The following is a 24,117-nucleotide window of genomic DNA, read 5'->3' as shown; positions in this document are numbered from 1 at the left end:
GAATAACACGGTGTATTTAAGCTATTTTGGCTTGTCAGAAAAACCCTTTTCAATTGCCCCAAATCCTGAGTATTTATTTCTTAGTGAGCGTCATAAAGAGGCATTAGCACACCTTACCTATGGATTAGGTGAAGCGGGTGGCTTCGTTTTATTAACAGGTGAAGTCGGTACAGGTAAAACAACACTAACGAGAAGCCTGCAAGAGCAGCTGCCTGAAAATACTCAAGTAGCACAAATTCATAACCCTGCTTTGTCACAGCTTGAACTGCTTGCCAGTATTTGTGATGAATTGAATATCGACTATGACAGCACTAATGCGACCTTAAAGACTCTCACTGATGTAATCAAAAAACACCTTGAGGCAAATAATCAAGCAGGCGGCCATACCATCTTAATTATTGATGAAGCACAACTACTCGCGCCAGATGTGTTAGAACAGTTGCGGCTGTTAACCAATATCGAAACAGATCATAAGAAGCTGCTGCAAATTGTGTTAGTAGGGCAACCGGAGCTTCAAGAGCTACTAAAACGCACTGAATTAAGACAACTTGCTCAGCGAATCACTGCGCGTTATCACTTATTGCCACTAACTGAAGGGCAAGTGTTTGCCTATGTTAAGCATCGTTTGTTTAAAGCGGGGACAGAACAAGCTTTATTCTCGGGTGATGCATTAAAAGCGATTTATCAAGTTACTCAAGGCGTTCCAAGGTTAATCAATTTACTGTGTGAGCGTTGCCTAGTTGGCGCGTTTTCTCAACAAAAGCTGAGTATTGACAGTGAGCTTGTGATGCGCTCTGCCGCCGAAGCACTACCGCCAACCAGCACTCCTGTTGCTGCAGTAGAAAATAAAGAGCCGAGTTATGTTTGGCTTTACCCAGTTTCATTTTTAGCCGTATTAGGGATGGGTATTGGTTTATCCTACCTAATATAACGAGTTTACATTTATGTCATTATTATTAGATGCAATTAAACAGTCAGGTCAGCACGAACAAACCGCGGTTGATCACGATCAAGCTGCACTAGCGCTCAAACAACAGCAAGAACTTAAACGTTATCGTCGATTAGCTTTTTTATTTGGCCTATTACTAGCGGCAATATTAACGCTTATGGCTGGATTTTCGATTGGTAAATGGTTACAGAAAACTAAACCATTTGCCGAGCAACCAAAGGTCGTTAATAACAACAATGAAGTGACCAAAAGCACCCCGACTGAGATTAAGACAAGCCCTGAAAACGAGCAGCCTGCTAAACAAGAGCAAGTAGCACAAATTCAACCTCAGCAAGCTACAAATAATGCAGGACAAGCAGCTGCGATTCAGCAAGGTCAAGTAATGCAACAAGCAGCGGTACAGCAACAAATGATGCAGCAAGTTCCGGTGCAAGGTCAGCAATATCAATGGGTGCAAGTGCCAGTTAATTCAGCTCCTGTGTACGCCAATCAAGGCTATCAAGTACAACCTCAGTACCAGCAACCGGTATACCAAAATCAGCCTGCGTATCAATCACAGCCACAGTTCTCGCAACCAATGCAGCAAATTAATCCTCAACAAATGAGTAGTAACGGTGTCGATTTAAGTAAATATAAGGTGCTTGGTAAACCACTCGGTAGTCAGCCAGTTCAACCTGTTTCTACATCATCAGCCAATGATGAGTTAAGAGATGTGCCAGATACATTGAAAGACGCTTTTGCTAAGGCTGTTGAAGATGTTGACAGCAAACGTAGTGTCGATATTACTCGAAGTACTAAAAACACGTCCTATGCAGAGCCTATTGAACTCTTGCCAGATGCATTACAAAGCCTTATTCCAACAATTAAATACCAAGCACACATCTATGCTTCAGAAACGTCTAAGCGTTGGATAAAGCTTAATGGCCGAGAGTTATATGAAGGAGATAACATCGGCGTGTTATCTGTGGTTGAAATCACCCCAGAGCAAACTTTATTAAGCTACGATGGTTATGAGTTTACATTAAAAGCATTACAAGACTGGCCTGAATAGCCAGTCTTACCAAGGGCTAAGGTAAAATAGAGTTCTTAAAGAAGCGGATCAGATCGATATTAAAGTCAGTCGGTCTGACAGCTGCTTCTAAGCTATCGTGACAGCGGCTGTTTGCTAAATCGATATCTTGTACTTCGGTATAGTGTGCATGTTTGGCATTATAAAAAACCTTTACAGAGGGCTTCAATGGGCTGGTAGGGTTACTACGTGTTACCACTCCTAATTTTTGGCTTTCAAGTTTTACCAAGGTGCCAACAGGGTGAATACCGATACACTGTATAAATTTGGTTACTAGGTCTCCATCAAAGCTATCTGGGCAGCCATCTTTAAGTATCTTAAACGCCTTTATTGGCTCCATACCAGCTTTATAGACCCGCTCAGCGGTTAATGCATCATACACATCAACAATTGAAGCCATACGTACGTACAAGCTTATTTCATCAGCGCTTTTACCAAATGGGTAGCCACTGCCATCTAGGCGCTCATGGTGGAAGCCAGCTATATCAACAGCAATCCCGCTCAAGCCTGCTTGCTCTAAAATCTCTTTACTAAAGCGAGCATGATCTTGAATGGTTTTATATTCGTCATCTGTTAACTTGCCTGGCTTATTGAGAATTTCATCCGGAATATTAATTTTGCCGATGTCGTGCAGTAATGCACCTGTGGCAATTTCTTGGATTATCGATCTTTCTATCCCTAAATGTTTGGCAAAAATACTCATTAAAATTGATACGTTGATTGAATGCTCAAGTAGATAAGCATCTTTCTCACGCATACGAGTGATACAGGCGAGGGCGTCTTGATTACGAAAAACCGAATCAATAAAACCGTTTGCTAGGTCTTTAAAAGGAGCTATATCAATTTTATTACCATCACGTATATCGTCAAAGGCTTTGTTTTGTAATGACTTTGCTTCGTTATATAAGCTATTTGCCTTACTCATTTCTGCCGACACACTATGAGTGGTGTGCCAGGGATCAAAAGCAGTGGTGTCGTCAGCAGGTTGTGGATTATTTTGCTGCTCAACCACTTTATTCTCACTGTCTAAAGTCAGTGTTTTGTTTGGGTCGATAGCTATTTCTAATATGCCAGCCTTGATCAGCTTGTCTATGCTTCCCTGTGTTTTTACCCAACCTTGGTTTTTAATACGGATCTTGCCAGTCTGTTTCGTTACACTTTGGACAAACATGCCCGGCTTAAGTTGATTGATAGGGAGTGTTTTCAAGGCCTTTACTTCTAATCGAGTTCAATACTATAAAACTAGCAGAAAATCTGTATCTCGGTAAACAAGAATAATGAAAAGGTATCTTTAAAAATCAAAAAGCCCTCGCAATTGCGAGGGCTTTTATTTAGCTCAGGAGGGGTTAATTTCCTTTAATCAATACGATTACTCGTCGTCTTCAACCAATGTCATTAGTGATGTGTTACCACCAGATGCGGTTGTATCAACACTAATTGTTTTCTCAGTTAATAAACGCTTGATTAGCGTGTCGTAGTACTCTGAGCTGATCACTGGCAGAATCGCACCTTTACGCTGTGCTAGCTGCTGGCTGAAGTAGCCTAAACGTGATGAGCGTGCAGCTACAACAGCACCAGCAAGGTGAGGATGTGCTAAAATTGCTTGTAACTGATTAGGTTTAGCAACTTGGAATACACCCTCAGCAATACCTGTTGAAATAAACTTATCTCTAAATGCAACTGCTTCATCAAAGAATAACTCAGAAGCAACCGTGATTACTGTGTTACCAGCAGCTAATGCTGTGATAATTGAAATTGCCCAGAAGTTAAACGATGTGCTCTTGTCGGCATAACAAACTACACAACCACGAGGCTCTAAGTGCAGCGTATTAGACTCACCCGTTGGCCCAGGCAACACAGTGTGTTTACGCATGTGTTTTTCAAGACGGTTAAGCTGTGCACGTGCATCAGCTAAGGTTAACGCTAAGTCATCAGCAAGTTCATCAATGATTTCAACAGTCGCTACTTTTGCAAGTAATTGACGAACAGCAGAAACTCGGTCGTTAAGTGGTGTTGCACGCCAGATTTTTTCATCACGTAATGAATTATCCATCAGCTTAGCAACTTGCTCAGCAGCACCTGAGTAGTGGTGAGTATCTAACTCATCAGGTGTTAGATTTGTCATTTGTACGTTATCTGGTGATGCTTTTTCTTTCACAAGACGTTGTAAGTAGTTAGGGCCACCGGCTTTAGGGCCTGTACCAGATAAACCACGGCCACCGAAAGGTTGTACGCCAACAATCGCACCGATCATATTACGGTTGATGTAAACGTTACCTGCACGTGACATTTTCGCTAAGTACTCGCAGCGCTCTTCGATACGTGAGTGCACACCCATGGTTAAGCCAAAGCCAGTGCCATTGATTTGATCAATCACATTATCAAGCTCTGTGCCTTTGAAGCGGATGATATGTACACACGGGCCAAAAACTTCGCGTTTAAGCACCGATAAATCTTTGATCTCGTATAAACGAGGTGCAAAGAAATAAGCACCGTTTTCGCTGTTATCAGGAATTGCACATTCATAGTGAAGTGTTGCATTACCTTTTAAGTACTCAACGTGGTCAGTTAAGTTTTTAAGTGCTTTTTCGTCGATAACAGGACCGATATCCGTTGAAAGTAATGAAGGGTCGCCAACGTGAAGCTCTTTTAAAGCGCCTTTAAGCATCTCAATGATGCCATCAGCAACATCTTCTTGTAAGAATAATACACGTAGTGCAGAACAGCGTTGACCAGCACTTTGGAAACCTGAACTGATCACATCATCAACAACTTGTTCTGGTAGAGCTGTTGAGTCAACGATCATACAGTTTTGACCACCGGTTTCAGCGATAAGCGGTACTTGAATATCGTTACGCGCAGCAAGTGTTTGCGAAATGAGAGTCCCTGTTTCTGTAGAACCTGTGAACATAACAGCTTGAATTCGCTCATCAGGAACGATAGTTTTACCTACTTCGCTACCACGAGCAATAACAGGTTGTACAACATGCTCTGGTAAACCTACAGATAGCATAAGTTCAATGGTACGAAGAGCAATTAGGCTGGTTTGCTCAGCAGGTTTAGCAATAACTGTGTTACCAGTTACGATTGCTGCGGCAACTTGACCTAAGAAGATAGCAAGCGGGAAGTTCCATGGGCTGATACATAAGATCACACCACGCGCTTCAAAGCGTTCATCTTCTGATAGTTCCTCAGCGCGTGCTGCGTAGTAGCGGCAGAAATCCACTGCTTCACGAACTTCATCGATACCATCTTGGGTAATTTTACCTGCTTCTTTAATACAAATAGCGACAAGTTCATCGTGGTGACGCTCTAGGATATCAGCAACGCGGCGTAGTAAGTTTGCGCGCTCTTTAACAGGTGTCTGTGACCATGATTCAAATGCTTTCTCTGCATTTTCTAAAAGTGCAGTCATCTCTTCTGATGATTGTAATTTCACATGACCAATGATTTCTTTATGGTTTGCAGGGTTCTTCACAGGGATAGAACCTTCAGGCACATCGCTTAATTCAATACGATGCTCTTCAAACCACGTATCAAGGTTTTCTTTAAATGGTGTGATTACATTGATGTCAGTCAAGTCCATGCCTTTTGAGTTAGCACGTTCTTCACCATATAAATCAATTGGCATTTTAATTTGCGTATTGTATTTATTACGTAAACCTTGCAGCGTTTCGACAGGATCAGGTAATAGTGATTCAACAGGCTTAGTGGTATCAACTATCGCATTTACGAATGATGAATTAGCACCGTTTTCTAATAAACGACGTACTAAGTACGCAAGTAAGTCTTCGTGCTGACCAACTGGTGCGTAAACACGACATTGAATTTTTTCTTTCTCAACGATTTGATCAAATAATGACTCGCCCATACCGTGCAAGCGTTGGAACTCAAAACCTTCGTTGTCGCCTTTCGCGACTTCTAAAATTGTTGCTGCAGTATATGCGTTGTGAGTAGCAAATTGCGGATACAGAACATCACGAGCTTCAAGTAGTTTGATAGCACACGCTTTGTAAGAAACGTCAGTGGTCGCTTTACGTGTGAATACAGGGTAGTGATCTAAACCATCTTGCTGAGTCGTTTTGATTTCGGTATCCCAGTATGCGCCTTTTACAAGGCGAACCATTAATTTACGACCAACGCGACGAGCAAGTTCTGCAACCCACTCAACCACAAAAATAGCGCGTTTTTGATATGCTTGAACTGCTAAACCAAAGCCGTTCCAGTTACCTAAATCGTCATCGCTAAATACTGCTTCAATCACATCTAGTGAGATATCTAAACGGTCAGCTTCTTCAGCATCAACAGTAAAGCCGATATCGTAGCTTTTCGCTGCAAGCGCAAGCTCTTTTAACTTAGGTATGATTTCAGCGATAACACGCTCGCGATGAGTGAATTCATAGCGCGGGTGAATTGCAGATATCTTAACTGAGATACCCGGGCTTTTGATTGGACCACGGCCATTTGCCGCTTTACCAATTGCGTGGATAGCAGTCATATAGCTTTGGAAGTAACGCTCAGCATCTTTCATGGTGCGCGCGCCTTCACCTAGCATATCGTATGAATATACGTAGCCTTTTTGCTCTTTATCCGCTGCACGTTCAATTGCTTCGTCAATAGTACGACCCATAACGAATTGCTTACCCATGATCTTCATCGCGAAGTTCACAGATTTACGAATAACAGGCTCACCTAGACGACCTATTGTTTTCTTAAGCACACCGAACTGTTGCTCTTTCGATTTGTCGCTGTAATTAACCATTTTACCGGTTACTAACAGACCCCAAGATGAGGCGTTTACAAATAAAGAATCGCTGCTACCTAAATGAGAGCTCCAGTCACCTTTAGCAAGTTTGTCACGAATTAGTGACTCTTGCGTCGCTTTATCTGGAACGCGTAATAGTGCTTCTGCAAGACACATTAAAACAACGCCTTCTTCACTTGAAAGTGAAAACTCATTTAATAGTGCATCTACACCGCTTTGACCATCCTGATCGCGACGGATATTTAAAACCATTTGACGAGCACGTTCCCACGCTCGGCTACGCGCTTTCACGCCTACTTCAGCCAAAGGCAAAATGTGATCAATAACCGCATTTTCGTCAATACGGTAGAAATCACGGATCTTTTGTCTAATTGGACATTCAGTTGTCAAATCGCCATTAAATAGCATATGTAACCCTCTGGTGTGTGGAGTCTAAAAAATGAACTAATTGCATTTCTTACCATTGATATAATTCGTGCATTCTAATTAAAATCCAGCAGAATATGCTGGTTAAATTTTTCGATTTACGATAATTTACAGGGCATACCGTTAACTTAGCCGCATAAAATTCTGTTATGACCAGTCCGAATAGATTACGCATGTTAGATCGCATCGATTTAGCAATTTTAGACGCTCTGCAAAAAAATGGCAGAATATCGAACGTAAACCTCGCAAAACAGGTAAACCTGAGCCCAAGCCCGTGTCTAGACCGTGTAAAACGTTTAGAGCAAGAAGGCTACATCGAAGGCTACTACGCAAAGCTTAGCGAAGGTAAACTTAACCAGAGCTTGTTAGCACACGTGCAAGTATCCTTGGTGACATCTAATACATCTGTTTTTAAAGTGTTTCGCGAGTATATTTTAAATATTCCTCAAGTCGTTGAATGTGACATGGTTGCTGGTGGCTATGACTATTTATTAAAAGTGCGAGTCTCAGATATGGATGAATACCGCCAAGTGCTTGGCGATTTAGTTGATATTCCGGGGGTTGGTACACATCATACTTATATGGTTATCGAAAAAATTAAACAAGATACCGGACTTAGATTCGATATATAGATACAAAAAAAGCACCAATAGGTGCTTTTTTGCAGTTTTACCGGTTATGCCCAGCCGTCATAGCGTTTACGGCGAGATAACACTACAGTTAGGATAATGCCTAACAGTAAACCAATAAATGCAATGGCACCGCCATAAGTTAATAGCTGGCGTTTCTCTTTAGCACTTGCGGTTTGTTTTGCATTACGCTCAGACTCGATGGTGTTCTTAAGGGTTTCGATTTGCTTGCTAAGTGCTAGGTTTTGATCTGTCAGTGCTCTATTTTGTTCTTGTAATTGCGGCAGCTCAATCTCTGCTTGACGAAGTTGCTCTTGCATTAACGTCATATCATTATTTAGGGCTTGAAATTGTTGTTGGATACCTGCATTTTCGGTTACGAATTTTGCTTCTACCCAGCCTTCACGATCTTTATCATCACGAATTTTAAAGTAACCATTATCTTCATCCGATAACAACATAACTTGTGTACCTGCATCGACTGAGCCCAGTATACGGTAGTTTTTGCTTGGACCAGAGTGCATAAAGGTGTACAGGTTATCGACTATATAGGCGGTGTTTTGGCTGTCGCTGCTTGGCGCTTCTTCTGCGTAACTAATAAAAGAGGTGGCCGCAAGGAGCAACCCAAAAATACACTGTTTTAACATCAATCTACCTTGTTAATGTGATCTTGCCTAGAAGTGGCTAAATTTATAATTTCTTTAAGTATAGAGATAGTAGGGATTTCAACTATCAATAGCAAGGCTGATATTGTAATCCGTGATTAGACTTGGTCGCAAAAATCAGGAAAAAATTTGCATTAAGTAGCTGCTTTGTTTATTTTGAGCACTTATTTATTTTAAATGTACTCCGCAAAACGAATGGATACTGAGATAGAACTGAAGTTTTTGGTGTCAGATGCCGTTGTTCCACTGATCCCCGCATTAATTACCCAATTTGCAAAAACCGTTACTAATAAACCGTCGCGAAGCTTACAAAATGCTTATTACGATACGCCAAGCCGAGAATTACGTGCTTTAGATATTGGCCTACGTACTCGTTGTTGCGATAGTGATTGTGAGCAAACCATCAAACTTGCCGGCGAAGTGGTTGGTGGTCTTCATCAGCGCCCTGAATACAACTTGCCACTCACAGGTAATCGCCCTGATTTACTTGCTTTTGATGCCGCTATTTGGCCGCATGGAATGCAAGTGTCTGCCATTGCTGAGAATCTATACCCAATTTTTAGTACAAATTTCATTCGCCGTACATGGTTACTCGAAACCGAAAATGGTGCAAAAATTGAAGTGGTGTTAGATAAAGGTGAAGTTGCTGCATCGGGTCAGGTTGAGCCAATTTCTGAACTTGAAATCGAACTTATCGAAGGTAGCCGCAATGAACTGTTTGCATTAGCGGATAAATTAGTTAGTGAGAGTCATGTTCGCTTAGGTCTTTATTCTAAAGCTGCACGTGGTTATGGGCTTGCCGATGACAAGCCATTAAAAGCAAGTAAATCAATCGGCTTTGTGCCGTTAAAACGTGATGCTACGCAAGAGCAAGCATTAATCGAAAGTATCAACTACGCGATTCGTTTTGTACAAAAACATGAAGCGTGTTACTTCATTAAACCGAGTTTAAAAACGCTTAAGCGTGTGACCGACGGTATTCGTTTAATTCGTCATACATTTTGGCTTTTTGACGACATTGTTAGCAAAGACGACACTGAATCATTGCGCACTGAGTTAAAGTGGTTATTAAGTGAATTAGCTTGGGTTGAAAATGCAATTCAGCTAAAAACGTACACTTCAAAGCGCCATGCATACTACAAAAAGATCAACAGTGCGCCAGAGCTCACACAGGTTATTAATGACTTAAAAGAACTACAGCCAAGCATTGACGATATTGAAACACTATTCCATAGCACCCGATACAACCGCTTGCTATTACAGCTAACGACGTGGTTAATTGAAAAGCAATGGCGCAAATCATGGGGGCAAGCTGAGTTTCAGGCTGCGGAAAAACCGGTTGCCGATATTGCTAAGCGTTTATTTGCTAAAGATTGGCACGACATGCACGAGCTCATTCCTGAGCAGCAAGTGTTTACAGATAAAGATTATTTGGCACTGCGCACGCGTCTTGAAAACTCATTACTTAGCGGCAACTGCTTAGGGGCTTTGTTCGATAGAGAAGATCGAAATGAGTTTCGTATGCCGTGGGTCGATATCTCGCATGGTATTTATGAGTTAAGTACCCTTGAGTACTTAAAGCAATTATGTGCAGGACAAGACGACTTAGAGCTGACAAAAATTCAATCATGGCTTGATCAAAAGTCTGAATTTTTAGTGAGTGCAATGGAGCAAAGTCGCCACGCTTCATTTAATACAGACCCTTACTGGCTGTAAATCAATGCGCTTTGGCCTATGGATTGGGTTAGCATGGTTGAGTTTATCGGCATTTGCTAATCCTATCGAATGGAAAACTTACAAACAGCAAGACGATATTAAAGTTAGCTATAAAAAACACGACACTGGCATTGTAGAAATTAATGCCTCTGTGCTGGTTAAAAATGCCAAAGCAAGTGACTTTATGGCGTTGTTAAGTGATACCGACAATGCACCAAATTGGCTTGAAAATGTAAAAAGCGTGACCTTAATGGAGCGCTTAAGCCCCTCGGAAACGCTTGTTTACACCCATTTTAATTCGCCTTGGCCGGTGTCAGACCGAGATTTAGTGAGTTACTCTTGTTATCATGCTTTGGATGAACACAAAACAGAGTTACAAATCAAAAGCCAACCATATGCAAAAGCCGAAGTTGCAGGCATTGTGCGTATTAAAGACCTTACCGCTTATTGGCGTTTAGAAGAGCAACAAAGCAATTTGTTGGTACGCCATCAAGCCTATGCAGATCCAAGTGGCTCAATTCCCCGCTGGTTAAGTAATAAAGTGTCGTTAAAAAGCGTCTATAAAACTCTAGAAGCACTCCGAGAACAATTAGCTAATAATCAATTTTCTCGTATCAAATCACCCAGCCGTATCGGTTCATGCCCTCATTTTGAGTAGTAATACAAAAATATTACATATAATTACAAAAGATTGATTGAAACTGTTCCTTTTTTAAATACACTCTGTTTCGTTTTTATTACAGGGATATTGTATTTATGGAACTTAAGCCGTTTGCTACAAGTCGGTGGTATGCCTTTGTTGAGGAAAATACTCGGTTGGCAATGTTATGGCTAGCTGGTGTCACTTTATTTATGGCATTTAGAGTGTTTTTCTTATTCTATTTTTATGACCATCTTAGTAGTCCTTTAACACTCGATACATTTGCAACGACATTTAAAGCAGGCTTTGCCTTTGATTCTGCTGCTGCTGGTGTTTGCTTAGCAATTCCATTTATTTTTAACTGTTTCTTACAACCAATTCGAAAATCGCATTGGGTTGCTAGTGTTCGTCATTACAGTGCTCAGATATATCTTAGTTTAAGCGTGTTACTATGTGTTGTTAGTGTGACCTACATAGCTGAGTATGGTAGTCAGTTTAATTACTTCATGTTTGAAGGGCTGCATGACGATCAGGCCGCAATTCTCAAGACAGTCGCTATGCAATATAAACCATGGGGTAGTGTCATTACATTATGTGTTTTATTGTATTTTTCATTTAACATTTGCAATTGGATTAATCGGCATCAGCTTCATGTACTGAGTAATTTGTTTACGGATTGTAAAGTCAAGCGCACAGTGCTTGTTATAATCATGGTTGTTTTAACAATTTGTGCTGTAAGAGGGTCTTTTGAATCTCGCCCTGCAATGCGCAAATGGTCTGCAGTGACACCAGATCCTTTCGCCAATAACTTAGTCATAAATCCGTTGAGAAGCTTTATATACGCAATCAGAGATTATAATGAACTTCAGAGTCATGGCGCTAACTCCAAGAATCCTTATTTAGCTAATGATCAATTAATTAGCGAACCGCTAATTAATTTAAAGCATACTACAACTGGCGTACTTACTACGCAGCCATCGAGAATATTTCTTATCATAATGGAAAGTTATGATTCGTGGCCATTGCAAGAAAAGTATTTTGGGCTAGGTCTTACAACACAGTTACAAAAACTGGCTGAAAAAGGTTTGTATTTCCCAGATGCATTGCCTGCAGCGAGTAGCACAATGAACTCGCTTTCAAGCATCTTATCCGGCATTCCTTATGCAGGCGTTAATATGAGCAAGATTGGCCCACAAAAACCAGCTAGTCCAATGTCGTTATTCGAGCAATTGGAACAGCAAGGCTATCGCAGCCAGTTTTTTTATGGGGGGTTATTGTCTTGGCAGAATATTGGGACATACGCAAAATCACAAGGTGTTGATAGATTATATTCAGCAGCAGACATGGGAGGTAAAGGTTCAGCTGGTGTGTGGGGTATAGATGATCAACAACTATTCGAACTGGTTGCTAATAAAGCGAAAGAAAATACCTTTAATGTTGTAATGACAACCAGTTATCACGGACCTTTTAATTTAAATTTAAAACAGTATGGCTACCCCTTGGAGTCTATTGATGATTACCCTTCAGCATTACGAGAGTTAAACTCAGAACTTTTGTCGCCCTATACACTTGGCCACCTTTGGTATGCGGACCATATGCTTGGAGAGTTTGTTGATAAGATGGAGTCGCAATACCCAGATGCACTTTTTGTTATTACTGGCGATCATTACAGCCGTCGTTACATTCATGACCAGCCTAATTTATATGAACTCACTCATGTACCCATTGTTTTTTATGGTCAAGCTATACAGCAACTAAAGGCAGAACCGCAGCTGGCCAGCCATATGGATATTGCTCCTACAATTTTGAATTTGGTGGCAAAGCCAAATAGTGCATTCTATAGCGTTGGTAAATCACTATTATCACCAACAACAGACCGGACAATTTTTGGCTTTCAGACAGCTCGCAAAGGACAACAATTATGGCGAGGTGACTTTTCGGGGATTTATGAATATCATTTGATCAACGAAAAGCAGCGATATGATGTGCGTTACAACAAACAAAGCACACCTTTTGCAAAAATAGATGACGCAACATTCAACGCATATAACCAATATATGGGCATAGCGTGGCACTTGTTGCTAAAAGGCGAGCAGTAGGAAAAGCATGAAAGAACCAAAAATTCCCTTGGTTAATAAGCCAAATGGTATTGGTATTGGACGCATTTTTAAAGCAACTAAATGTTCAGTTAAAGGATTTAAAGCGGCATTTAAAGAAGAGTCCGCATTTCGCTCTGAAATCTACCTAGGGGTGTGTTTATTACCTTTATCAGTCGTGCTTGCACAGTCTTTGAATCATTGGTTAGTGCTGTTTATTCCTTACTTATTACTATTAATCGTCGAGTTACTTAACTCGTCAATAGAAGCACTGACTGACCGAGTAGGGATTGAGTATCATGTATTATCAGGGCGTGCTAAAGATATGGCTTCAGCGGCAGTGACATTGGCGTTGCTAATTCTAGCCTTAGTCTGGGGTGTGGCAGTTTACGAAAAAATTATAAGTTATCTTTAAATCAGATAAGCCAGAAATAAAAAAAGCGCCGAAGCGCTTTTTTATTTTATCTAACCTATTACAGACCAGCTGCTGCGCGAAGTGCGTCTGCTTTGTCTGTGCGCTCCCAAGGGAACTCTTCACGACCGAAGTGACCGTAAGCCGCAGTCGGTTGATAGATAGGACGCTCAAGATCAAGCATATGGATTAAGCCGTAAGGGCGAAGATCAAAGTGCTCACGTACTAATTCGATTAGACGCGCTTCTTCTAATTTACCTGTACCAAATGTCTCGATACTGATTGATGTTGGCTCTGCAACACCGATAGCGTAAGAAACTTGTAGCTCACATTTATCAGCAAGGCCAGCAGCAACCACGTTTTTAGCAACGTAACGTGCAGCGTATGCAGCGCTGCGGTCAACTTTTGATGGATCTTTACCAGAGAATGCACCACCACCGTGACGAGCCATACCACCGTATGTATCAACGATGATTTTACGACCTGTAAGACCACAGTCACCCATTGGGCCACCGATTACGAAACGGCCAGTTGGGTTGATGAAGAACTTAGTTGCGCTTGAGATAAGCTCAGCAGGAAGAACCGGTTTAATGATAGTTTCCATTACCGCTTCAACTAAGTCGTTTTGTGAGATTGAATCACAGTGTTGAGTTGAAAGAACAACTGCATCAATGCCAACAGGCTTGCCATTTTCGTATGCAAACGTTACTTGAGATTTTGCATCTGGGCGTAACCAGTTAAGCTCACCGCTTTTACGAACTTCAGCTTGACGCTGAACTAGACGGTGTGAATAAGTGATTGGTGCAGGCATTAAAACGTCAGTTTCGTTACATGCATAACCGAACATTAGACCTTGGTCACCAGCACCTTGCTCTTCAGGACGAGCACGGTCAACACCTTGGTTGATGTCTGGAGATTGCTTACCGATAGTGTTTAGGATTGCACAAGAGTCAGCATCGAAACCCATGTCAGAGTGCGTGTAACCGATTTCACGTACTGTTTTACGTGTGATTTCTTCGATATCAACCCAAGCGCTAGTTGTGATTTCACCACCAACCATCACCATACCAGTTTTAACGTAAGTCTCACATGCAACACGGGCATGAGAATCTTGCTCTAAGATAGCATCTAGAACCGCGTCAGAGATTTGGTCCGCGATTTTATCCGGATGACCTTCAGAAACAGATTCAGAAGTAAATAAATGTTTTGCCATTGTATTTCTGCTCACAAATATTGCGCTTCACAAACGTCGGTAATAGCGCTAAAAAATTAAGGGGCGTATTTTATCTAAAACAAATATGTTTGCATAGTAATTTTACGCCTAGACGTCCATTTAAAATTACTAATAACGTATTGTTCTTAATAAACGCCCATAATTGGTGCATTTAATGCGGATTTTTAATTGCACTGTACCCTTACAATAAGTAAGAATGGGGCTTCATAAACAACCAGCGCAAATACATAAAGGTAGGAGAATTCATGCCATCACGCAAAGAACTTGCAAATGCTATTCGCGTCTTATCAATGGACGCAGTACAACAGGCCAAATCTGGCCACCCTGGCGCCCCTATGGGCATGGCAGATATCGCGGAAGTACTATGGCGCGATTATCTAAAGCACAACCCTACGAATCCAGAGTGGGCAGACCGCGATCGATTTATTCTTTCGAATGGTCACGGTTCAATGCTGATCTATTCTCTACTGCACTTAAGTGGCTATGACTTACCACTAGAAGAAATTAAAAACTTCCGTCAAATGCACTCAAAAACACCAGGTCACCCAGAGTATGGTTACGCTCCTGGTATTGAGACTACTACGGGCCCATTAGGTCAAGGGATCACAAATGCAGTGGGCATGGCAATCGCCGAAAAAGCGCTAGCTGCACAGTTTAACCGTGAAGGCCACGATATTGTTGATCACTTCACGTACGCATTCATGGGCGATGGCTGCTTAATGGAAGGTATTTCTCACGAAGCCTGTTCATTGGCGGGTACATTAGGCCTAGGTAAACTAGTTGCGTTTTGGGATGACAATGGCATCTCAATTGATGGTGAAGTAGAAGGTTGGTTCAGCGATGACACACCAGCACGCTTCAAAGCATACGGCTGGCACGTAGTAAGCGATGTAGATGGTCATAACCCAGATGCAATTCGCGCCGCAATCGAAGAAGCTCGCAGCATTACTGATAAGCCATCACTCATTTGTTGTAAAACAGTGATTGGTTACGGTTCACCTAACAAATCAGGTAGCCATGACTGTCACGGTGCACCACTAGGCGAAGACGAAATTAAAGCATCTCGTGAGTTCCTAGGTTGGACTGGCGATGCATTTGAGATCCCTGCTGATATTTACAGCGAGTGGGATGGCAAAGAAAAAGGTAAGCAACTAGAAGCAAGCTGGGACGAAAAATTTGCCGCTTACGCAAGCGCATACCCTGAACTTGCTGCTGAGTTTAAACGCCGTACAAATGGTGAGTTACCAGCTGATTGGGCTGAAAAGTCACAAGCTTACATCGAAGAGTTACAAGCAAACCCAGCAAACCCAGCAACTCGTAAAGCATCACAAAATGCATTAAACGCGTTTGGTCCATTATTACCAGAATTCATGGGTGGCTCTGCTGACCTTGCTGGTTCAAACTTAACACTTTGGGATGGTTCAAAAGGCTTAGAAGCAAACGATGCAAGCGGTAACTATATTTTCTACGGTGTACGTGAATTTGGTATGTCAGCGATCATGAATGGTATTGCACTGCACAAAGGCTTTATTCCTTACGGTGCTACTTTCTTAATGTTCATGGAATACGCTCGTAACGCAGTACGTATGGCGGCATTAATGAAGCAGCCGAGCATCTTCGTATACACGCACGATTCAATTGGTTTAGGTGAAGATGGTCCAACGCACCAACCAGTAGAGCAAATTGCTAGCATGCGTTTAACGCCAAACTTAGTGAACTGGCGCCCATGTGACCAAGTTGAGTCTGCAATTGCGTGGCAACAAGCTATTGAACGTAAAGATGGCCCAACGTCACTGATTTTCACTCGCCAAGGCCTTGAGCAACAAACGCGAACTGCACAGCAGTTAGCTGATGTGAAAAAAGGTGGTTACGTACTTAGCTGTGACGGTGAGCCAGAACTTATCCTTATCGCAACGGGCTCTGAAGTACAGCTTGCACAAGATGCCGCTGCAGAACTTCGTTCACAAGGTAAAAAAGTACGCGTGGTATCTATGCCTTCAACTGATCTATTTGATGAGCAAGACGCTGCATATAAAGAAAGCGTACTACCAGTAAGCGTAACACGCCGCGTAGCAATCGAAGCGGGCATCGCAGACTACTGGTACAAATACGTAGGCCTAAATGGCGCAGTAGTAGGTATGACATCATTCGGTGAGTCAGCACCGGCAGGCGAACTATTCAAGCACTTTGGTTTCACTGTTGAAAACATCGTAAACAAAGCAAACGCTTTGTTCTAAGCTTTAGCCGCTAAAATTTAAAAGCCCGCCCTGTATAACCACAGCGCGGGTTTTTTATTGCGGTTAGCTAGAGCAAAGTGAAACCTAAGGGTTTAGCTCTCAGCTTTCAGCCGTCAGCTTTAAAAATTCCTCACCGTAGGCGTGAAATTTATTTGGCGGGAAAAGTCATGTTTCTAAGTTAAATACCAGAAGTCAGATTTGAGTTTGCTACTTTCGCCTTTTAAATGAAGGCTATGCGCCAAAAATTGGATTCACATCCATAATTTTTGTGGAGAATACGGATAATCTCAATATTTTGACTGCCGATTTGACGATAAAAGATTACGTGGCTTCCTTGTGGAAATTTTCTGTAGCTATCGCGAATTTCGTCACAGTCTTTATCAATTTCAGGGTTTTCGGCTAATAGCCAGAATATGTCATCAAACTGTTTTAGATAAATATTTCGCTGTTTACGACCCCTGCGTCGAGATGTAAACAAGGCTGCATCTTTTAAATCAGATTTTGCCTTGTTAGTTAACTAAAATGGCCTCATTTTATTTCATTTTTATCTAATTCATTGATAAACGAATCAAGGTCATAATCCGCAACTCCACTATTTTCACCTTCAATAAGTAATTGGCGTAAAGTGTTCATTTTCGTTTTTTGGCTTTCAAGTAAACGTAAAGCGGCGCGTATGACTTCACTTGCTGAGCCATAGCGGCCGCTTTGGAGTTGATTAGCAATAAAACTGTCAAAATGGTCACCCAAAGTAATGCTAGTGTTTTAGCCATGATATAGCCCTTAATACCAATAGATACCTAAATATGGTATCGGTTTGAGCTTGGATGCAAGGCGCGTTACAAAGCGTTAAAGCCATATTCTTTGAGGTTCCATTATAACGATCCATTCAAATACTCGCGCTAAAGCCTGTCCTACAACAATTGTACGATCTTACAGCTAATCCGGCTTGATTATTTCTCACCCAGCCCTACTTGAATACTAAACCGACAACTGGCAATGTTTATACGTTAATAACAAAACATCTCAGGAGTAAGTATGACTCAGTTTGACAGTGTAAGTGTTGTAAAAAAAGCGAATGTCTATTTCGATGGAAAAGTTTCGAGCCGTGTTGTGCTATTTGCCGATGGCAGCACTAAAACATTGGGCTTTATGCAGCCAGGAGAATTTGAGTTTGGCACAAATCAAAAAGAGCACATGGAGCTGCTAGCGGGAGAGTGGCAAGTATTACTGCCAGGCGAAACACAGTGGCAAACCATGAAGGCGGGAGATTCATTTAATGTAGACGCGAACGTTACCTTCCGCGTCAAGGTAACTGATTTCGCAGATTATTGTTGCTCGTACACTTAATGAGCAGATGTTAACCTCTCTGAACAGCCCGTGTGGTGCGGGCTTTTGCATACTTTATCCGCAACGCATGATCTAAATCATCAGTGGTTACAATCAATTACTAATTATCTGCAATTTTCGCTTGTGTTAATTCAATTCGCCCCCAATACTAACTGTGAGGTAACAATAAAAAAGGATACCCTATGAAGATTAATATTTCTGGTCATCATGTTGACGTTACTGACTCTGTAAGAGAGCACATCAACGAGAAGTTCTCGAAAATTGCAAGCCATTTTCCATCACTAATATCTCTTGATATTATTCTTTCAAAAGAACATCACAAACATCAAGCTGAGATCAGCACAACCTATGAAGGTGCAAGTTTATCAGTAAAAGCTGAGGATGATGTGATGTACCCAGCAATTGCAAGTGCCGCAAAAAAACTAGATGCATCTCTGAAGCATCGTAAAGGGCAAATGAAAGCCAAACTACACGAAAAGCCGGTCAGTACTACACCGGAAATTGCCCACGAAATCATTCAGGAAATGAATCTGAGCTAATTATAATTCGCCAGTCCAAGTGACTAGCCTTAAAACTTAACCTAAAAAAGCCAACCGTTGCGAAACGCTTGGCTTTTTTAGTTTTATTATTCAGCCTTCAGCCTTCAGCCTTCAGCCTTCAGCCGTCAGCCGTCAGCCGTCAGCCGTCAGATTGAAGTTCCAAAAATTAGCGAGTTGCTAGGGGAAAGAGTAAAGTTGGCGAGATACGAGACGTTTTAACGCCGAACAAAAATGGAGATATTAGATATCAGTCGTTAGAAGTCAGATAAAAAAAACCAACGAGTAGCGAGTTACTTGACACAAGTGGAAGGTAGTCTAGTGTTGCTAACTTGCTAACTTGCTAACTTGCTAACTTGCTAACTTGCTAACTTGCTAACTTGCTAACTTGCTAACTTGCTAACTTGCTAACTTGCTAACTTGCTAACTTGCTAACTTACTCTGCTTCCAATCTCACCTAAAACGCTGTAAGTTGCTTGTAACTAAGAATAAAATACACAAAGCGTATGCAATCAGCAGTATCAAATTGGCAATCTAAATTAAATGCTCTAGGGCCGGGTATTTTAATGGCTACAGCCGCCATTGGTGGCTCACATCTAGTAGCCTCAACACAAGCAGGGTCGTTATTCGGCTGGCAGCTATTTTGGCTAATCATTGTAGTAAACGTATTGAAGTACCCATTCTTTCGATTTGGCATGGAGTACACACTCGCGACTAAGCAAAGTTTAGTTGAGGGCTATAAGCAAAAAGGGCCTGGGTATTTCTATAGTTTTATTGCGCTTAATATTGTTGCCGCTGTGGTGAACACTGCAGGGGTTTTATTATTAACGGCTAGCCTGCTGCACTACGCATTACCTATTACTATTTCTGTAACCTTATTATGCTGGCTGATTTTGGCTGTATGTTTGCTTATTTTGTTATTGGGGCACTTTAAAGCGCTCGATAATGTTTCTAAGCTAATTATGGGGCTGCTAACGGTTACAACAGTAGCTGCGTTGATAGTAGCGATTAATAATGGCGTTATGAATAATGGAACAGCGGCGTCTGTTGACTATGTGGGCCCGTCGCCTTATGAACTTGCCATGCTTGGCTTTATGGTTGCTTTGATGGGCTGGATGCCTGCACCTATCGAAATATCAGCAATTAGCTCACTGTGGCTAAAAGAAAAGCAGCAGCAACAAGCGGTGACAAAACAACAAGGCTTGTTTGATTTTAATTTGGGTTACTGGCTTACCGCAGCACTGGCGCTCGTGTTTTTCTCACTAGGTGTATTAGTGCAATATGGCCAAGCACAAGCTGTGCAATTAGGTGGCGTGGCCTTTGCTAAGCAGCTAATTGATATGTATGCCCTCACTATGGGCGAGTGGGCAAGGCCGCTGGTTTCGGGTATCGCTTTTTTATGTATGTTTGGTACCACGCTAACAGTGCTTGACGGCTACGCCAGAACATTAAATGAGTCGCATAAACTGCTATCGATTAAACAATCTAAACATAGTTTAAATATGTGGTTATTACTGCAAGCATTTGCTGGCATGGCAGTGATTTTATTTTTTAAATCAGCCCTTGGGCCAATGCTTACTTTTGCAATGACCCTCGCTTTTGTAACGACTCCCGTATTTGCATGGCTGAACTTTAGTTTAGTGCGCTCAGAACCTAGCATTCATCACTCACCCTTATTACGTACCCTAAGCTGGCTGGGTTTGCTTTATTTAGTTGGCTTTGCACTGGTGTTTTTGGTTTGGAAGGTAATGTAAAGGGAGCTTTCAGCCGTCAGCCGTCAGCCGTCAGCCGTCAGCTGACGGCTGACGGCTGACGGCTGACGGCTGACGGCTCTAACTCAACTCCCTAATGGCATTACTAATCCCGTCTAGCGTGAGTGGGTACATGCGGTTGTCCATTAGCTGCTTTATAAAATCAATCGATTGATAATAGCGCCAGTGTTCAACAGGTTGTGGGTTGAGCCAAGCGACTTTATCAAAGTGATTAGTTATGCGATTTAGCCAGGCACTGCCAGGCTCTTCATTCCAATGTTCTACGCTGCCACCGGGGTAGGCTATTTCGTAGGGCCCCATAGTGGCATCGCCAACAAAGATCACCTTGTAGTCGCTGGTGAACTTGTTAATCAAGGTCATGGTATCAATCACATTTGAGTGGCGACGTTCGTTGTCTTGCCAAACATGTTCATATAAACAGTTGTGAAAATAGTAAAACTCAAGGTGTTTAAACTCGCTGTGTGCAGCGCTAAATAACTCTTCACAGGTATGAATGTAATCATCCATTGAACCGCCGATATCAAACAGCATCAATACTTTTACTGCATTGTGGCGCTCTGGAGCCATTTTTACATCTAGCATGCCGCCTTGCTTTGCCGTTGCGCGGATAGTTTCGGTTAGATCGAGTGTATCGCTGGCACCAGTGCGGGCAAATTTACGCAGTTTTTTAAGAGCAAGTTTAATGGTGCGAGAACCTATTTCACGGTCGCTATCAAGGTTTCGGTAGCTGCGTTTATCCCATACTTTCACTGCACGGCGATGTCGATTACCGTCTTGACCTATTCGCACACCTTCTGGGTTATAACCATAGGCGCCAAATGGCGAAGTGCCACCAGTACCCACCCACTTATTACCCCCAGCATGGCGCTTTTGTTGCTCTTCAAGGCGTTGCTTGAGGGTCTCCATGAGTTTATCAAGGCCGCCCATGGCTTGTAATTGCGCTTTTTCTTCTTCGCTTAAATGCTTTTCAAACTCTTTACGCAGCCAATCATCAGGCAAGGCATGTTGTTGTTTTAAGCTTTCGAGAAGATCAAGGTCAGCGACTCCACTAAAGTAATCAGCAAAGGCTTTATCAAAACGGTCAAAATGGGTTTCATCTTTAACCATGATGGTACGCGCTAAGTAATAAAACGCGTCAACGTCTGCAAAAATAACCCCTTGCTTGAGCGCATTGATCAAATCAAGTAGCTCTCGCAAACTAACTGGTAAGCGGTATTCGCGAAGCTTAAAGAAAAACGCAATTAACATCTTAACGGCGGCTCATAAAAGCAAGTTTTTCGATTAAGCTAATGTCTTGCTCGTTCTTTAATAACGCCCCAAACATCGGCATTAAGCCACCTTTTTGGCTTTTATCATGCAGTGTTTTAGCGTCTATATCTTCAGCCATCAGTAGCTTTAACCAATCAAGCAATTCGCTGGTTGATGGCTTTTTCTTAATGCCGTTTACTTCACGTAGATTAAAGAACACCTCAAGTGCTTGGCGAACTAAATCTTGTTTAACGTGAGGGTGGTGTACATCGATAATCTGTGCCATTTCTTCGCTACTTGGAAAATCAATGTAATGGAAAAAACAACGACGTAAAAAGGCATCTGGCAGCTCTTTTTCGTTATTCGAGGTAATGATCACAATCGGACGTTGCTTAGCAATCACTCGCTCGCCGGTTTCATAAACATGAAACTCCATTTTATCGAGTTCTAATAGCAAGTCGTTTGGAAATTCGATATCGGCTTTGTCGATTTCATCAATCAATAGCACTGGGCGTTTATTATGTTGCTCTCCATAGGTAAAGGCTTGCCATAATTTGCCTTTTACAATGTAGTTGCTGATATCGTGCACACGCTCATCACCTAACTGACTGTCGCGCAGGCGTGATACCGCATCATATTCATAAAGGCCTTGCTGCGCTTTAGTGGTTGATTTGATGTGCCATTGAATCAGTGTGGTGTCTAAGCTTTTCGCAAGCTCTTCCGCCAGCATGGTCTTGCCTGTGCCTGGCTCACCTTTTATAAGCAGGGGTTTTTCGAGCAAGATTGCTGCGTTAACCGCTTGTTTTAATGAGTTACTGGCAATGTAGTTATCGGTTGAATTAAAAAGCACGATGTCACCTTATCTGGTCTGAGCAGTGATTAATAACGTCATGATGCCACAGTTAGACGACGTCTGAAAGGTATGCAAAACGCGGTACAGTTTTCCCCTCTACAATGACTGTTTCTGTAAACATACTGAGCGGGCGTGCCCACATACCAAATTCTCCGTATAGCGCTTGGTAAATTACCAGTGGCTCATTGTTTTCGCTATGAGTAGCAACATATTCAACTTTATATTTTGGGCCTTTGTAATGTTGGTAAATACCAGGTTTGATTGTCATGTGTTTATCTCGCATCTTGGAGTCATTTGGGTATAATTGCAGTTTGCACATTATACGCTGAAACAAACTGCCTAAACTATGAATTATATTTCGTTAGATGAATACAAAAAAGCCTGGGTTTTCCGTCATAAAGATATGCCTATAAGCAACGAAGACGCAGCGCAAATTAAACCTATGAGTGCTGAACGCGCTGCGGTTTTATGGACCACTATGGTAAGCCGTGAGCATGACCACCCGGACTTTTTTGATAAAACAGATTGGTGTGGCAAAGAAGACAGCTTTTCAGAAACCATTAACTGGGAAAATGCGTGGGAAGCTGGTGATGAGCAGTTACCAGAAGAGATCCTTAACCACTTAGCGTGGGAAGCAAACACCACTGTGTATTTTTGTATGGCTCGCGACAATATTATTGAAACCAGTTTTGCGGTTTTTAAACGTTGTTGGCAAAACTTTATGTTTTTAGCTGATGGTAGTTTGTTATTAGGTAAAAAGCGTGATGCAGTGGTGCAGTTTTTAGAAACTGGCAACGCAAAATTGGGTAAAAAAGGCGCAGTAAAGTAGCGCTCAATAAACGCTCTATGCTATAAAACAGTCAAGCATTTGTTTTATAAGAGCGCGCATTGTCTAAACCAACTTCACAGAGCGAACACTCGCAACAAGCCGAAATTTGGCAGACTGATGCCGATCGTGCTTTGTATGCGCAGTTATGCAACGCATTTTATGCTCGTGAGATCCCACGTTTGGTTGATGAACCAGATGCTGCAAGGCTAAAACGCTTATTAGCAAGCTTGCCCTACTACATAGAGCGTTTGGCTATGCGTATTGTGAGTGGTGATGCGCCATTGCAGCTAGATTCACAAAACGGTAGTTGGCTTGAAAAACAAAAAACAACGCCGCCAGTTTATAATAAAAAAGACTCAGAAGAGTTTTATAGTCACCATGCTAAGCGCGGGTTAATTGTTCCCGTGCTAATTAATGACGAACAATGTACTACGGTGCGCATAGACAGCTTAGATCAAGTAAGCGACAATAAGGTACATTGCAACGAGCTTGGTTGGTTTGATAATTCAGGTGAATCGTTAGAGCACGCACATGTACACCTGTTAAAGCCTGCAAAAGGGGTGATGGCAGCTGCGTGCTGTGGCCATCAATGGCAATTTAATAAACGCACTACACCTAAGCGTTTGTCATTAAGAGAAATGCTACTTGCAAGCAATATAAATTGGCGTAATTTAAAACGCCCTTTGACTTAATT

22 protein-coding genes are annotated in these 24,117 nt (G+C 42.0%); 13 read left to right on the top strand and 9 right to left on the bottom strand.

Going from position 1 to position 24,117, the window contains the following annotated elements; translation table 11 throughout:
• The first annotated feature begins 10 nt into the window (after window positions 1-10).
• Entirely contained in the window at window positions 11-931 is a 921-nt protein-coding gene (locus J8Z25_RS13345) for an ExeA family protein (protein WP_130050678.1), read from the top strand.
• Window positions 932-944: 13 nt separating this feature from the next.
• Window positions 945-2,000: a general secretion pathway protein GspB gene (locus tag J8Z25_RS13340; RefSeq protein WP_167658543.1), complete on the top strand. Its 1,056-nt coding sequence runs from the start codon at window positions 945-947 to the stop codon at window positions 1,998-2,000.
• Window positions 2,001-2,016: 16 nt separating this feature from the next.
• On the opposite strand, the gene J8Z25_RS13335 is transcribed toward J8Z25_RS13340, so the two are convergent.
• The gene (locus tag J8Z25_RS13335) at window positions 2,017-3,225 is read right to left on the bottom strand and encodes a cyclic di-GMP phosphodiesterase (RefSeq protein WP_130050680.1); all 1,209 of its coding nucleotides are present in this window, start codon (window positions 3,223-3,225) and stop codon (window positions 2,017-2,019) included.
• A gap of 162 nt (window positions 3,226-3,387) precedes the next feature.
• On the bottom strand, window positions 3,388-7,191 hold the full coding sequence (gene putA, locus J8Z25_RS13330; RefSeq protein ID WP_250661183.1) for a bifunctional proline dehydrogenase/L-glutamate gamma-semialdehyde dehydrogenase PutA: 3,804 nt from the start codon (window positions 7,189-7,191) through the stop codon (window positions 3,388-3,390).
• A gap of 167 nt (window positions 7,192-7,358) precedes the next feature.
• Here putA and J8Z25_RS13325 point away from each other — a divergent pair, with 167 nt between their 5' ends.
• Entirely contained in the window at window positions 7,359-7,841 is a 483-nt protein-coding gene (locus tag J8Z25_RS13325; RefSeq protein WP_130050682.1) for a winged helix-turn-helix transcriptional regulator, read from the top strand.
• A 44-nt stretch (window positions 7,842-7,885) separates the two neighbouring features.
• Here J8Z25_RS13325 and J8Z25_RS13320 read toward each other — a convergent pair whose 3' ends face one another.
• Entirely contained in the window at window positions 7,886-8,485 is a 600-nt protein-coding gene (locus J8Z25_RS13320; RefSeq protein ID WP_130050683.1) for a TIGR04211 family SH3 domain-containing protein, read from the bottom strand.
• Between the two features lie 213 nt (window positions 8,486-8,698).
• On the opposite strand from J8Z25_RS13320, the gene J8Z25_RS13315 reads away from it, so the two are divergent.
• The 4 genes from J8Z25_RS13315 (at window position 8,699) to J8Z25_RS13300 (ending at window position 13,370) form a co-directional block, all read left to right on the top strand.
• Window positions 8,699-10,219 carry a CYTH and CHAD domain-containing protein gene (locus J8Z25_RS13315; protein WP_167658545.1) on the top strand — a complete coding sequence of 507 codons (1,521 nt, stop codon included), beginning with the start codon at window positions 8,699-8,701 and terminating at the stop codon, window positions 10,217-10,219.
• A gap of 4 nt (window positions 10,220-10,223) precedes the next feature.
• Window positions 10,224-10,877 (top strand): START domain-containing protein, encoded by a 654-nt coding sequence (locus J8Z25_RS13310; protein WP_130050685.1) that lies wholly within the window; start codon window positions 10,224-10,226, stop codon window positions 10,875-10,877.
• A gap of 98 nt (window positions 10,878-10,975) precedes the next feature.
• Window positions 10,976-12,958 (top strand): LTA synthase family protein, encoded by a 1,983-nt coding sequence (locus J8Z25_RS13305; protein ID WP_250661182.1) that lies wholly within the window; start codon window positions 10,976-10,978, stop codon window positions 12,956-12,958.
• A gap of 7 nt (window positions 12,959-12,965) precedes the next feature.
• Window positions 12,966-13,370: a diacylglycerol kinase gene (locus J8Z25_RS13300; RefSeq protein ID WP_130050687.1), complete on the top strand. Its 405-nt coding sequence runs from the start codon at window positions 12,966-12,968 to the stop codon at window positions 13,368-13,370.
• Between the two features lie 58 nt (window positions 13,371-13,428).
• Here J8Z25_RS13300 and metK read toward each other — a convergent pair whose 3' ends face one another.
• Complete coding sequence (gene metK / locus J8Z25_RS13295; protein ID WP_130050688.1) at window positions 13,429-14,580, bottom strand: methionine adenosyltransferase; 1,152 nt, start codon at window positions 14,578-14,580, stop codon at window positions 13,429-13,431.
• Between the two features lie 266 nt (window positions 14,581-14,846).
• Between metK and tkt the strand changes: the two genes are divergently transcribed.
• Window positions 14,847-16,838 (top strand): transketolase, encoded by a 1,992-nt coding sequence (tkt, locus tag J8Z25_RS13290; protein ID WP_250661181.1) that lies wholly within the window; start codon window positions 14,847-14,849, stop codon window positions 16,836-16,838.
• A gap of 220 nt (window positions 16,839-17,058) precedes the next feature.
• Here tkt and J8Z25_RS13285 read toward each other — a convergent pair whose 3' ends face one another.
• Window positions 17,059-17,316, bottom strand: a complete 258-nt coding sequence (locus tag J8Z25_RS13285) for a type II toxin-antitoxin system RelE/ParE family toxin (protein ID WP_350338345.1) — start codon at window positions 17,314-17,316, stop codon at window positions 17,059-17,061.
• Window positions 17,317-17,366: 50 nt separating this feature from the next.
• A complete protein-coding gene (locus J8Z25_RS13280; RefSeq protein WP_205987941.1) occupies window positions 17,367-17,591 on the bottom strand; it encodes a type II toxin-antitoxin system ParD family antitoxin in 225 nt (74 codons plus the stop codon).
• A 282-nt stretch (window positions 17,592-17,873) separates the two neighbouring features.
• On the opposite strand from J8Z25_RS13280, the gene ppnP reads away from it, so the two are divergent.
• The 3 genes from ppnP (at window position 17,874) to J8Z25_RS13265 (ending at window position 20,475) form a co-directional block, all read left to right on the top strand.
• Complete coding sequence (ppnP, locus tag J8Z25_RS13275; protein WP_130050691.1) at window positions 17,874-18,185, top strand: pyrimidine/purine nucleoside phosphorylase; 312 nt, start codon at window positions 17,874-17,876, stop codon at window positions 18,183-18,185.
• Window positions 18,186-18,367: 182 nt separating this feature from the next.
• Window positions 18,368-18,724 carry a ribosome hibernation-promoting factor, HPF/YfiA family gene (hpf, locus tag J8Z25_RS13270; protein WP_130050692.1) on the top strand — a complete coding sequence of 119 codons (357 nt, stop codon included), beginning with the start codon at window positions 18,368-18,370 and terminating at the stop codon, window positions 18,722-18,724.
• Between the two features lie 563 nt (window positions 18,725-19,287).
• Window positions 19,288-20,475: an NRAMP family divalent metal transporter gene (locus J8Z25_RS13265; RefSeq protein WP_239976509.1), complete on the top strand. Its 1,188-nt coding sequence runs from the start codon at window positions 19,288-19,290 to the stop codon at window positions 20,473-20,475.
• Window positions 20,476-20,553: 78 nt separating this feature from the next.
• Here the strand turns inward: J8Z25_RS13265 and J8Z25_RS13260 are convergent, their stop codons facing one another.
• Genes J8Z25_RS13260 through J8Z25_RS13250 form a run of 3 tightly spaced genes read right to left on the bottom strand, consistent with a single transcriptional unit; the run spans window position 20,554 to window position 22,862 of the window.
• Window positions 20,554-21,741: a vWA domain-containing protein gene (locus tag J8Z25_RS13260; protein WP_054551134.1), complete on the bottom strand. Its 1,188-nt coding sequence runs from the start codon at window positions 21,739-21,741 to the stop codon at window positions 20,554-20,556.
• Window position 21,742: 1 nt separating this feature from the next.
• Complete coding sequence (locus J8Z25_RS13255; RefSeq protein ID WP_063703233.1) at window positions 21,743-22,591, bottom strand: AAA family ATPase; 849 nt, start codon at window positions 22,589-22,591, stop codon at window positions 21,743-21,745.
• Window positions 22,592-22,643: 52 nt separating this feature from the next.
• Window positions 22,644-22,862: a DUF1653 domain-containing protein gene (locus tag J8Z25_RS13250; protein ID WP_130052252.1), complete on the bottom strand. Its 219-nt coding sequence runs from the start codon at window positions 22,860-22,862 to the stop codon at window positions 22,644-22,646.
• Window positions 22,863-22,940: 78 nt separating this feature from the next.
• Between J8Z25_RS13250 and J8Z25_RS13245 the strand changes: the two genes are divergently transcribed.
• Window positions 22,941-23,423, top strand: a complete 483-nt coding sequence (locus J8Z25_RS13245; protein ID WP_130050694.1) for a DUF2947 domain-containing protein — start codon at window positions 22,941-22,943, stop codon at window positions 23,421-23,423.
• A gap of 59 nt (window positions 23,424-23,482) precedes the next feature.
• Complete coding sequence (locus tag J8Z25_RS13240; protein WP_250661179.1) at window positions 23,483-24,115, top strand: hypothetical protein; 633 nt, start codon at window positions 23,483-23,485, stop codon at window positions 24,113-24,115.
• Window positions 24,116-24,117: the final 2 nt, after the last annotated feature.

The sequence above is a fragment of the Pseudoalteromonas sp. SCSIO 43101 genome (assembly GCF_023650775.1).
GTDB lineage: Bacteria > Pseudomonadota > Gammaproteobacteria > Enterobacterales > Alteromonadaceae > Pseudoalteromonas > Pseudoalteromonas apostichopi.
Note: the sequence above shows the minus strand (reverse complement) of the source record. Positions and strands in the feature narration are given on the sequence as shown.